Here is an 11,437-nt window from a genome sequence, read left to right as displayed (position 1 = left end):
GGCGTCTGGATGATGCCGCAGCCCCGCCTCGCGGAAATCCGACGCCACGTCAGGCAGAGGCGTCGACGTGGCGTCGCTTATCGACGCGACGTCACGGTGAAGAGTTCATGGGAGGGCGCGCGTCGCGGCCGCGGATCGGCGAGCAACGGCCGCCGGCGCCGTGCTCAGGATTGCGCGGCTGCGGCGAGGAGCCGGCGGCCGCGGTCGGCGAGGGTTCCGGCGAGTTCGTCGGCCGGGTAGGGGCGGAGGGCCTGCACTCCGGGGGGCGCGGGCGCGAGCGGGACCAGCAGGTCGTGCCAGCCGATGAGGTCGGCGAGCCATAAGGCGACGGTGTAGAGGCCGGGAATGTGCAGCAGGCGCAGTTCGTAGTAGCCGCGTTCGACTCGGGGGAGCGAGCGCAGGGCGGCGATCGCCGCGTCGGTGCAGGTGGTGAAGGGGCCTTCGGTGAACCGGGCCACGTGCTGCCCGGTGCCCCGGTCGGCGACCTCGACCGCGCCGACGGTGTGCAGGCCGTCGTGGACGAGCCAGCGCCAGCCGACCGGCCGGGCGGCGTCCACGCCGCGGCCGGCGGCGAGGTCGGACAGGTCGATCTCGAACATGCGGTGCGGGCGGACGGCGGTGAGGCCGCGGACGGTGTCCTCGGGGGTGGAGGGTGACGTGGCGGCGTCGGGCTCGGCGTCGTGTGCGGGCCGCCGGCGAGGTGCGTCGAGCACCGCTCGTACCGCATTGCGGACGTCATCGGGTGTTTCTGGCACACGCAAGACCATGAGACCGCCTCATTTCTGATGCAGCATCCGTTGACACGCTGCTGGGGCGTGGGTGGAGAAAAAGCCGCTGTGCCGGTCCGGGCCGGGCGGGTGCTGCGCCGCGCATGCAGGAACCGACCGTACAAGCCGGTCAGCGCATTGTACGTGAATGGCTGCAAAAAGTAACGATTTGCGGACGGTTGATTGGCGCAACCCGCCTGATTGTCGGACTTACGCCGGAACCGTGAACTGGTAGCCCTGCGCCAGCAGATCGGGGATGAGCCGGCGCAGCATGTCCACGCTCATGGTGCGGTCGCCGCCGCCGTCGTGGAGGAGGATGACGCCGCCGGGGGTGAGCTGCTGGCCGACGGTCTGGAGCATCTTGTCGACGCCGGGCTTCTTCCAGTCGAGGGTGTCGACGCTCCAGCCGAGCGAGCGCATGCCGAGGGATGCCGCCATCTCCTGGACCTGGGGCGACCAACGGCCGCCGGGTGCCCGGTACCAGGGCACGGGGGCGCCGGGCGCCGCGGCCTGGATCGCGTCGAGGGTCTGCTGCATCTGGGCGCGCATCTCGTCGGGCGTGCGCTCGGGCATCGACGTGTCGTGGGTCATCGTGTGGTTGCACAGGGTGTGCCCGCGCTTGACGATTTCGCGGATCATGTCGGGCATGGCCTTGGCCTGGGCGCCGACGACGCAGAAGACGCCCTTGATGTTGTGCTGCGCCAGGATGTCGAGGACCTGTGTGGTGTAGCCGGCCCACGGTCCGTCGTCGAAGGTCAGCGCGACCCACTTGCCGGGGTCGGTGCGGCCGACCTTGGACTGGAGCATGGTGGGCACCAGCGGGGTGGGCGACCCGGTGGCGGGCGGCGGAGGCGCCGGTATCTCCGACGGCGGCGCGCTCGGGATCGGCGGTTGGCCGACGTCGTCCTGGGTAGGCCGGGCTGTGGCGGCCTGTGCGTCGACGGTGTCGGCGCTCGCGGTCCAGACAAGGAATCCGCACAGGAAGACGGCGACGGCGACGATCACCGCTTGGAACGTGGCGCTGCGCACCGGCAGAGCGGACACGGTAACCCCCCAGGTTGCACGTGGTTTGCGCCGTGCGGCCCCCCCGACACGGCGTGCGGGCGCGCGGCAGGCGTGTGCGCTCCACCGGTCGGGACACGACCCGGTGATCCGTGGATCGCCGGGGAAGAGATAGTCCGTGAGTGGGCGTCACCCCTGGCCGGGTGACCCGTTGCCAGGGGTGACGCATGGTTCGTTTGTGCGGTTCCCTGGGACTCGGGCGTGTGTGCCCGGCGCCAACGACGGCCCGATGTGTGTCGATGGGGAGTTCAGCTCATGGGGGAGAAGGTCGAGCAGGTCGCGTTCACGAGGTCGGACCGGCAGCGGTACCGGCACAAACTGCGGCGTTGCCTGGAGACGCTGGAACGGCTTTTGGCGGAACGGCGGTTCGAGAGTCCGCGCAAGCTGATGGGCGTCGAGATCGAGCTGAATCTGACGGACGCGGACGGGTTGCCGTGCATGGCGAACGACCGGGTGCTGGACCGGATCGCCAGTCCCGATTTCCAGACCGAACTGGGACAGTTCAACATCGAGGTGAACATTCCGCCGCATCGTCTGGTGGGCCCGGTCTTCTCCGAGTTGGCCGAGGAGTTGCGCACGAGCCTGGACTACGCGGACCGCAAGGCGGCCGAGTCGGGTGCGCGGATTGTGATGATCGGGATCCTGCCGACGCTGACCGATGCGCACATGGTGTTGGAGAACCTGTCGCACAACCCCAGGTACAAGTTGCTCAACGACCAGATCCTGATGGCGCGCGGCGAGGACATCCAGTTGCAGATCGAGGGCGTCGAGCGGCTGGAGACGACGTCGACCAGCATTGTGCCGGAAGCCGCTTGTACGTCGGTGCAGTTCCATCTACAGGTGACGCCGGACAATTTCGCGTCGGTGTGGAACGCGGCGCAGTCGGTGTCGGGTGTGCAGGTCGCGTTGGGGGCGAACTCCCCGTTCCTGTACGGGCGCGAGTTGTGGCGTGAGACGCGACCGATCTTGTTCGAGCAGTCGTGCGACACGCGCCCCGAGGAGTTGATCGCGCAGGGTGTGCGGCCGCTGACGTGGTTCGGGGAGCGCTGGATCGGCTCGGTGATGGACCTGTTCGAGGAGAATGTTCGGTATTTCCCGTCGTTGCTGCCTATTTGCGACGACGAGGATCCGGTGTCGGTGCTGGATTGCGGGGATGTTCCGCATCTTCGGGAGCTGAGGCTGCACAACGGCACGATCTATCGGTGGAATCGCCCGGTGTACGACGTCGCGCGCGGCAAGCCGCATCTTCGGGTGGAGAACCGTGTGCTGCCGGCCGGGCCGACCGTGGACGACATCCTCGCGAACGCCGCGTTCTACTACGGCGTGGTGCGTTCGCTTGTCGAGGACGAGCGGCCGGTGTGGGAGCGCCTGCCGTTCGCGGAGGCCGCGGACAACTTCCACACCGGTGCGCGGCACGGGATCGAGGCGGAGTTGGCGTGGCCGGGGCTGGGGCGTCTCCCGGTGACGGAACTGGTGTTGCGGGAGCTGTTGCCGCGGGCGCACCGGGGGCTGGAGGCGTGGGGCATCGATGCGCGTGAGCGCGATCACTACCTGGGGATCATCGAGCAGCGGTGCCTGCGGCGTACGAACGGTGCGGCGTGGCAGAGCGCGATGTTCCACCACTATCGCGACCGCGTGGGCTTGGATCGGCTCGGTGCGCTGCGGGCCATGACGCTGCGTTATGCGGAGCTGATGCGCGGCGGGGAGCCGGTGCATACGTGGGTGGTCGCGTGATGTGTGCCGGGTTGTCGGTTGCGGGCCGGGGCGGTGCGGGTTCGGAGGAGCCCGGTGAACGTTTCCGGACACCGCACTAGATTGGCCGGGTGATCACGGAAGAACCAGCCGAGCGGGCGGTGCGGGACGAGCCGTCGCGTCGTCGGATGCGGCGTGACGAGGTGCTGCTCGTCCTGGCGGTGTCGCTGGGGGCGTCGGCGGTTTCGGCGACGATTTCGTTCGTCGGGTCGTTGACGCGGCCGGGCGGATTGGCCGATCAGTCGGCGGTGCTCAACAGGTCGGCGGCGCCGGGGCGTCCGTGGCTGGATCTGGCGTGGCAGTTGTTCGGTATCGCCTCGTCTCTCGTGCCGGTGTTCCTCGTGGCGCATTTCCTGACGCGGGGCGGGGAGTCGATGCGCGTGCTGGGGGTGGACGCCGGCCGCAAGGCGCTGGATCTGGCGCGTGGCGCGGCGGTGGCCGCGGTGATCGGCGGTTCGGGTCTCGCGCTGTATCTGGGGGCGCGGGCGGCGGGGACGAATCTGACGGTGGTGCCGACGTCGCTGCCTGATGTGTGGTGGCGGATTCCGGTGCTGGTGTTGTCGGCGATCGAGAACGCGGCGTTGGAGGAGGTGGTCGTCCTCGGCTATCTCGTGCACCGGCTGACGCAGTTGGGCTGGTCGTTTCCCAAGGTGCTTGTGGCCAGTTCGGTGTTGCGTGGGTCGTACCACCTCTATCAGGGGATCGGCGGGTTCTTCGGGAACCTCGCGATGGGGGTGATCTTCTGCCTGCTGTACCGGCGTTGGGGGAGGGTCATGCCGTTGTTGGTGGCGCATGCACTGATCGACATTGTGGCTTTTGTGGGTTATGTCCTGTTGGCGGGCAAGGTCGACTGGCTGCCGACAGGCTGACGCGCGGTCTGGGCGGTGCCGCGTTTCGCGCCGATTCCGTCGTGGGGCGTGCAACTGGGATCCTCGTCGGGAAGGTAGTGACCGGGGCGCGTGGTCGGTCCCGTTGGACGTGGTCCGTGCCGGGTGCCGGACCAGGCGGCTGTGATGGGGGTTTGCCACATGCTGGGAGGCGGAATCCGCGAGCGCCTGCGGGCGCGGAAGGAGGCGTCTGCGGACGCTCCGGCCCGTCGGCGGCCTCGTCCGGGCGTGGTCGCACCGATCCTGTTGACGGTGTTCTTCCTGGCCGTGGTGCTGATCGTGGTCAGGATGGGCGGCGGGGAGGACGACGCCGCGGCGTCGGGGTCGGGGCAGGACACCGCCGAGGCCGCGGAGGAGACCGCGTCGGCTGAACCGACGGGGCCGCTGGTCGCGCCGCCGGGGTCGATCCAGGGCACCGTACGGTCGCGGTTCGCGCTCGCGGTCTACAAGCAGCCCGCGGCCCGGGGCGAGACCGTGCTCAGCGCCGATCACGGGACGCAGGTGACGGTCGTCTGCCACACTCCGGGCCAGGTGAACTACACCAAGGGGCGGCCGGATCCGACGTGGGCGAAGATCATCGTGAGCGATCGGCAGGGCTACGTGCACGTGGGGCAGTTGGAGACCGGCGGGGTCGTGGCGGAACAGGTGCCGGAGTGTGTCTGAGCGGGCGTGACGACGGTTGTGCCGTGCGGGCGTTGCCCAGGGACGCCGCGTACGCGCCGGGTTCGTCGCAGGAGGAACCGGTGAGCCGTCTCGCCGCCCCGGCGCTACGTTGACGCGCATGCGTATTTTCGTGGTCGACGCCTTTACCGACACGCCGTTTCGCGGCAACCCGGCGGGTGTGTGCCTGCCGGACGAGGCCCACGCGTCGGATGGCGCGTGGATGCAGCAGGTGGCCGCCGAGATGCGGCATGCCGAGACGGCGTTCCTGGTTCCGGGCGGTGGCGGTGACGCGGACTGGACGCTGCGCTGGTTCACCCCCGAGGTCGAGGTGGACCTGTGCGGGCACGCGACGTTGGCGAGTGCGCGCGTGCTGTTCGGTGAGGGGCTGGCGCGCGGGAGCGTGCGGTTTGCGACGCGCAGCGGTGTGCTGAGCGCGCACGAGCGTTCCGGGGGCGGCATCGGCCTCGACTTCCCGGCTCTGCCGCCCCGGCCGGTGGCCGAGCCGGAGGGTTTGGCCGAGATGCTCGGTGTTCGGGTCTCGGCGGTCGCGGCGGGCGGTGGAGACCTGCTCGTCGAGGTCGCGTCGGCCGACGTGGTGCGCGGTCTCGCGCCCGATTTGGCGGCGGTGGCCGCGCTGCCGTACCGCTGTGTGGTGGTGACCGCCGCCGGCGACGGGGGCGAAACCGACTTCTGCTCCAGGGTGTTCTGTCCCGCGGTGGGCATTCCGGAGGACCCTGTCACGGGGTCGGCGCATTGCGTGCTCGGCCCCTATTGGGCGCCGAGGGTGGGGCGCACGCGGCTGACGGGCTATCAGGCCTCTTCGCGCGGGGGTGTGGTGGTGGTCGAGCTGCACGGCGACCGTGTGACGCTCATCGGCGATGCGACGCTCGTCCTGCGGGGCGAACTCACGGTCTGATCAGACGAGTTGCCGAGCCTTCCGTACTTGCGTGCGACGCAAGTAGGGCTTGCACAACTTGCATTGGAGATCAAGACGGAGACGTCCTAGCGTGGTCGCTGTCCGGACGACGACGAAGCGGCGCCCGGTCCGTCCCCGGTTTCTCCGGGGGCGGGCCGGTGCGTGCCGCACCGCTCCGACTCCCCGAGGTGTCTCCACCGTGCGATCACCCACGGCCGCGCGCCCGCGCGCGGTCCTTCCGCTGGTCTGTGCCTGTGTCCTGCTGGTCATGGTCATGGTCGCGGCCGTCAACCTCGCCATCCCGGAACTGGCCGTCTCCTCCCTGCATCCGTCCGCGTCCGAAATGCTGTGGATCGTCGACGCGTACGTCATCGTCTTCGCGGGCCTGCTGATCCCGGCCGGTGCAGTCGGCGACCGGTACGGGCGCAAGGGCGCCCTGCTTGCCGGGCTCGCGCTGTTCACCGTCGGCGCGACGGTGTCCGCGGCGGCACCCGGCGTGCCCGTCCTGCTCGCCGGCCGCGCGGTCACCGGCGCGGGCGCGGCGCTGGTCATGCCCGCGACGCTGTCGATCCTGATCCACGCCACCGCGCCGGATCGCCGGCCGCAGGCCATCGCGTCGTGGACGCTGGCCACCGGTATCGGAGGGCTGCTCGGCAACGCCGTCGGCGGCCCGGTCCTGCAGTACCTGCCGTGGCGCGGCCTGTTCGGCGTGCTCGCGCCCGTCGGCGCGGTCCTTTTGGTGCTGGCCGCCGTCGCGCTGCCGAAGGTTCCGCGTACCACGGCCTCCCTCGACCCGGTGGGCTCGGTGCTGCTGGTCACCGGGTTCCTGGCCGTGCTGTTCGGCATCATCGAAGGACCCGACCGGGGCTGGACATCGACATGGGTGCTCGGCGGATTCGCTGTCGGCCTGGCCTTGCTCGCCGGCTTCGTCGCGTACGCGCTGCGGGTCCGCGAACCCCTGCTCGACCCGCGGCTGTTCCGTACGCCGACGCTGCGCGCGGGCGTGCTGGGCATCCTCGTGGCGTTCGTGGGCCTGTTCGCGCTGTTCTACGTCAACGCGCAGTACCTGCAATACGCCGCGCGCACGGCACCGTCACCGAGGTCGAGCCGATCGCGGCGCGCATGCGGCGCGTGCGGATCGCCGGCGAAGGTGTCGCCGGGCTGGCGTGGGCTCCCGGCCAACAGGTGCGGTTGCACGTCAACGACCTGCTCACGGCCCTGCCGTGGCGGGCCGGAGGCATGGGTGACGTTTTGCGGACCTACTCGGTGTGGGCGTACGACCCGGCCGGCACGCTCGATCTGTGCATATTCGACCACGAGGGGCAGGGACCCGGCGCGCGCTGGGCCCGGTCGGCGGCGGTCGGCACCGAGGTGCGCTTCGGCAAGCCCGAGGGGTCCTTGACGCTCCGTCACGAAGCCTCGTATCACGTGTTCGTGGGTGAGGAGACCGCGCAGGTCGCCTTCGGCCCGATGCTCGCGGCGCTGGCCGGGAAACCGGACCGGCCACGGGTGTTCGGCGTGATCGAGACGGCGTCCGAGGACGACCGGCTGCCGTCGGCCGGGTCCGACGGCCTGGTGTGGGCCGAACGCGGCGACCGGTCGGCGGCGGGATCGGAAACCCTCGTCGCTGCGGTGCGCGGCCTCGCGCTGCCGGACGCGCCGGGCGTCGCCTACGTCGCCGGCGAGGCCCGCACGGTGCAGGCCGTACGCGCCCATCTCGTGCGTGACCGGGGTTGGCCCCGCCGGTCGGTTCTGGTCAAGCCGTTCTGGACACCGGGCAAGCAGGGCATGGATTGACTTCCTCCCCGGCCTAATGGCCGGGGATTCCCGCCTGTTCCGACACGGGTTGTGTGGGTGACTTCGGGTGGGTACCTGCTTCTCGACGCTGTGCCGGAACCGTGGGTTCTGGTCTTACCTGCGCTCCACAGGCTGGTACGGCCAGTCCGGCCGCCGTGGCGACGTTGACCGCCGCATTGATACTACTGGCGCGCGCAACGGCTCTGGGCGGGCTCGTACTTCGCCGGGTCCGTCGGCGGCGCGCCGCTGAACGTCGTGAAGCAGTACATCGATCAGCAATCCCGGCCCGTGCAGGCGGTCGACGCCGTATCACCCGAAGCGATCCGGCATTCCCTGCCCCGCTTCGCGGGAGAGCCGGCTTCACCTCCGCCCTGAAGGGCGGAGCACTGCCGACGAACCGGTAGCGGCCTCGACCCGGCCCCTGCGTGTCAGGACATATGACGTTCCCTCAGTCATGCTGGCGGGCGGAAGCCGTAAGTCGGCTGTCCGGCAGCGGGCGGGGCGGAGAGTGTCCGGTGCGGCCGGCGCGCGGGCGGCATGGAAGACTGTGTCGGATATGGGTGCACAAGGGTCGGGGAGGACCAACCGGTGAGCGACAGGGAGCCGTCGTACCGTCAGATCCGGCAGTCGGCCAAACTCGCCGGCGTTTGCTACGACATTCGCGGGCCCGTGCTCGACGAGGCCAAGCGCATGGAGGAGGAGGGCCACCGGATCCTGAAGCTGAACATCGGCAATCCCGCGCCGTTCGGCTTCGAGGCGCCCAGCGAGATCCTGCACGACATGATCCTCGGACTGCCGTCCGCACAGGGGTACTGCGACTCCAAGGGGCTGTTCCACGCACGCCGCGCCGTCGTGCAGCACTACCAGGAACGCGGCATCCACGGTGTCGACGTCGACGACGTCTACCTCGGCAACGGGGTCTCCGAGCTGATCGTGATGGCCCTCCAGGCGCTGCTCGACGACGGCGACCAGGTCCTCGTGCCCGCGCCCGACTACCCGCTGTGGACGGCGGCTGTTTCGCTCTCCGGCGGAACACCCGTGCATTATCTGTGCGACGAGGGCGCGGACTGGTTCCCGGACCTGGACGACATCGCCGCGAAGATCACCGACCGCACCCGGGCGATCGTCGTGATCAACCCGAACAACCCGACCGGGGCGGTCTATTCGCGCGAGCTCCTGGAAGGCCTGGTCGAGCTTGCCCGCCGCCACAACCTGCTGCTGCTCGCCGACGAGATCTACGACAAGATCCTGTACGACGACGCTGTGCACGTCCCGCTGGCATCGCTCGCCCCCGACTTGTTCTGCCTGACCTTCAACGGCCTGTCGAAGGCATACCGCGTCGCGGGCTTCCGGTCCGGCTGGCTCATGCTGTCCGGTCCCAAGACCCACGCGGCCAGCTACATCGAAGGCCTCAACGTGCTGGCCAACATGCGCCTGTGCGCGAACGTCCCGGCCCAGCACGCGATCGCGACCGCACTCGGCGGGCACCAGAGCATCCGCGAACTGATCCTGCCGGGCGGCCGGCTGCGGGCCCAGCGCGACAAGGCGTACGAACTGCTCACGGCCATCCCGGGCGTCACGTGCGTCAAGCCGCGCGGCGCGCTGTACGCGTTCCCGCGCATCGACCCCGAGGTGTGCCCGCTCGTCGACGACGAGAAGTTCGTCCTCGACCTGTTGCTCCAGGAGCGGATCCTCGTCGTCCAGGGCACCGGCTTCAACTGGCCGACCCCCGACCACTTCCGCATCGTGACGCTGCCGCACGTCGACGACCTGGACGACGCGATCACCAGAATCGGCAAGTTCATCGGCTCCTACCGCCAGTGACCGGCCGGCCGCGGGCACGCGTCACGGCCTGACCTGCGGGCGTCGGCTCCGGCCGCGCGAGGACCGGCGGACCTGACCAGTGCGGGAGTCGGTCCGGCAGCGGTACGGACGCCGGTGCCCAGGCGCATCGCCCCTGACGTCGGCCACCCGACCAGGACCGCCGCATCCAAGGACCGCCGGTTCGGCCGTCTTCCATGCCGCTTGCTGTCGCGGGTGTTCTTGCGGGTCCGCGAACCGCGGCCTCCAAGGGTCTGCGTCGCGGCGTGCGGGCTCAATGCGCGCGGTGGTCTTCGGGGCGTGGTCTCGTGCTTGCCGCCGAGGGTGCGCCCGCAGTGCCGGAGACGTCCGGTGGGGGCGGCGCGTCGGACAGCGGCTCCGGCGTCGCGGTGGAGGGCGCGGCTGACCCCTCGGACTCGGGCGTGAGCGCCTTGCCGGAGACGGTGTCACCGCTGTGATCGCAGTGGCCGCCGGGGATATCAGAGCAGTCGGAGCCGGCGGTGTCGACCGGCGACGGCGAGCCGTCGGCGTCCTCGAACCCGTCGCAACTGTGCGCGTCCGGGCTGCGGCCCGCCGCGTCCGCCGCCCGCTCGGCGGCGTTGCGGGCCTTCGCGGCGCGCAGGACGACGACGACCACGCACAGGAACGCCGCGTACGCGGCCACGCCCACCCCGAGCCAGACCCACACAGCGTTCTCCCTCGCGCATTCCGGTGGGCCTGACCCGCCGCCACGCACGGCGCGGTGGTGACGGCTCGACTACCCGCAGCGTCCGGATGATCCTAGGGCGTTTTCGGACACGCCCTCCTCAGCCGTCGGCCGCGGGCGGCCTGCGTCCGCCGCGTCGTGCCGGGCTGCGGAGACGGTTCACCGGGGTTCGGTGCCTCGTTTCTTGACGGCACTTGCCCGAAATGTACCCAGATGGCGCGCGGCAACCCCTAGGGCAGGCGCGGGAGTTGGGCCCCTTCGAGGCGATCGGCGGAAAACCTTCCATATAAAGATTTGCTCGTGAGTGTTATCCGATATATCGTTGAGCCATCGCGAACGGATCGCGATAGGAACGGAGAAACATCATGCATGCCAAGACACACCGCCCCGGATGGGGCGAACGACGTGGTGATCACAGGATGCGGCGCCAAGGTTTCGGCCCCTGGGGGCCCGAGTCCGGGTGGGGCCCCGGCGGCTTCGGCCGAGGCCACGGCGGTCCGGGTCGCGGACGTGGCCGGGCTCGCCGCGGCGACGTCCGGGCCTCGATCCTGGCCCTGCTCGCAGAACGGCCCATGCACGGGTACGAGATGATCCGCGAGATCGCCGACCGCACCCAGGAGGCGTGGAAGCCGAGCCCCGGTTCCGTCTACCCCACCCTCCAACTGCTGGAGGACGAAGGCGTCATCGTCGGCGAGGAGTCCGGCGGCAAGAAGCTGTTCTCGCTGACGGACACCGGCCGCGAGGAGGCCGCGGCGCAGCCCGAGGGCAGCGCCCCGTGGGACGCCGTCAACCGCGGTTTCGACCACGAGGCCCACCGCGACGCCCGGCGCGCCGCGATGCAGGTCACCGATGCGCTGCGCCAGGTCGTGGCCACCGGCAGCGACGACCAGCGCGCGAAGGCGCTTGAGGTGATGGCCGAGGCCCGCAGGAAGCTGTACCTGATCCTCGCGGAAGCCGAGTGAGCCCCGCAGGGGTGACCCGTGCGGGAGGGGCTTCCTCCCACACGGTCGCCGGGGTCGGGTCGACCGGGCGGGAGGCCGCCGGGCGGGGCCGCAGCACGCGGCCC

The 11,437-nt window shown here is 70.3% G+C and carries 10 protein-coding genes and 2 pseudogenes; 9 read left to right on the top strand and 3 right to left on the bottom strand.

Annotated features, from left to right (window positions below):
* Window positions 1-164: 164 nt before the first annotated feature.
* Both ACRX5W_RS12385 and ACRX5W_RS12380 read right to left on the bottom strand, forming a co-directional pair.
* On the bottom strand, window positions 165-755 hold the full coding sequence (locus ACRX5W_RS12385; RefSeq protein ID WP_436788116.1) for a hypothetical protein: 591 nt from the start codon (window positions 753-755) through the stop codon (window positions 165-167).
* A gap of 222 nt (window positions 756-977) precedes the next feature.
* Window positions 978-1,811, bottom strand: a complete 834-nt coding sequence (locus tag ACRX5W_RS12380) for a polysaccharide deacetylase family protein (protein ID WP_436788115.1) — start codon at window positions 1,809-1,811, stop codon at window positions 978-980.
* Window positions 1,812-2,084: 273 nt separating this feature from the next.
* Between ACRX5W_RS12380 and ACRX5W_RS12375 the strand changes: the two genes are divergently transcribed.
* From ACRX5W_RS12375 to ACRX5W_RS12340, 8 genes and pseudogenes are all read left to right on the top strand, one after another.
* Entirely contained in the window at window positions 2,085-3,563 is a 1,479-nt protein-coding gene (locus ACRX5W_RS12375; RefSeq protein WP_436788114.1) for a glutamate--cysteine ligase, read from the top strand.
* A 146-nt stretch (window positions 3,564-3,709) separates the two neighbouring features.
* Entirely contained in the window at window positions 3,710-4,450 is a 741-nt protein-coding gene (locus tag ACRX5W_RS12370) for a CPBP family intramembrane glutamic endopeptidase (RefSeq protein WP_436788326.1), read from the top strand.
* Window positions 4,451-4,696: 246 nt separating this feature from the next.
* Window positions 4,697-5,131: a hypothetical protein gene (locus tag ACRX5W_RS12365; protein WP_436788113.1), complete on the top strand. Its 435-nt coding sequence runs from the start codon at window positions 4,697-4,699 to the stop codon at window positions 5,129-5,131.
* Between the two features lie 118 nt (window positions 5,132-5,249).
* Window positions 5,250-6,047 (top strand): PhzF family phenazine biosynthesis protein, encoded by a 798-nt coding sequence (locus ACRX5W_RS12360; protein WP_436788112.1) that lies wholly within the window; start codon window positions 5,250-5,252, stop codon window positions 6,045-6,047.
* Window positions 6,048-6,315: 268 nt separating this feature from the next.
* Window positions 6,316-7,047, top strand: a pseudogene (locus ACRX5W_RS12355) (MFS transporter); the annotation flags it as partial.
* Window positions 7,048-7,169: 122 nt separating this feature from the next.
* Window positions 7,170-7,844 carry a siderophore-interacting protein gene (locus tag ACRX5W_RS12350; protein ID WP_436788111.1) on the top strand — a complete coding sequence of 225 codons (675 nt, stop codon included), beginning with the start codon at window positions 7,170-7,172 and terminating at the stop codon, window positions 7,842-7,844.
* Window positions 7,845-8,039: 195 nt separating this feature from the next.
* Window positions 8,040-8,219, top strand: a pseudogene (locus tag ACRX5W_RS12345) (transposase); the annotation flags it as partial.
* Between the two features lie 213 nt (window positions 8,220-8,432).
* Window positions 8,433-9,668 carry a pyridoxal phosphate-dependent aminotransferase gene (locus ACRX5W_RS12340; RefSeq protein ID WP_436788110.1) on the top strand — a complete coding sequence of 412 codons (1,236 nt, stop codon included), beginning with the start codon at window positions 8,433-8,435 and terminating at the stop codon, window positions 9,666-9,668.
* 271 nt (window positions 9,669-9,939) lie between these two features.
* Here ACRX5W_RS12340 and ACRX5W_RS12335 read toward each other — a convergent pair whose 3' ends face one another.
* A complete protein-coding gene (locus tag ACRX5W_RS12335; RefSeq protein WP_436788109.1) occupies window positions 9,940-10,353 on the bottom strand; it encodes a hypothetical protein in 414 nt (137 codons plus the stop codon).
* Window positions 10,354-10,736: 383 nt separating this feature from the next.
* Between ACRX5W_RS12335 and ACRX5W_RS12330 the strand changes: the two genes are divergently transcribed.
* Window positions 10,737-11,333 (top strand): PadR family transcriptional regulator, encoded by a 597-nt coding sequence (locus ACRX5W_RS12330; protein WP_436788108.1) that lies wholly within the window; start codon window positions 10,737-10,739, stop codon window positions 11,331-11,333.
* Window positions 11,334-11,437 lie beyond the last annotated feature (104 nt).

Source organism: Yinghuangia sp. YIM S10712, assembly GCF_051388935.1.
Lineage (GTDB): Bacteria > Actinomycetota > Actinomycetes > Streptomycetales > Streptomycetaceae > Yinghuangia.
This window is presented reverse-complemented; position numbering and strand designations above follow the sequence as displayed.

What these genes read in the sequence shown, in the direction of transcription:
- ACRX5W_RS12330 (WP_436788108.1), top strand. Translation starts at nt 10,737, where the DNA reads ATGCATGCCAAGACACACCGCCCCGGATGGGGCGAACGACGTGGTGAT.
- ACRX5W_RS12350 (WP_436788111.1), top strand. Translation starts at nt 7,170, where the DNA reads ATGCGGCGCGTGCGGATCGCCGGCGAAGGTGTCGCCGGGCTGGCGTGG.
- ACRX5W_RS12360 (WP_436788112.1), top strand. Translation starts at nt 5,250, where the DNA reads ATGCGTATTTTCGTGGTCGACGCCTTTACCGACACGCCGTTTCGCGGC.
- ACRX5W_RS12375 (WP_436788114.1), top strand. Translation starts at nt 2,085, where the DNA reads ATGGGGGAGAAGGTCGAGCAGGTCGCGTTCACGAGGTCGGACCGGCAG.
- ACRX5W_RS12370 (WP_436788326.1), top strand. Translation starts at nt 3,710, where the DNA reads ATGCGGCGTGACGAGGTGCTGCTCGTCCTGGCGGTGTCGCTGGGGGCG.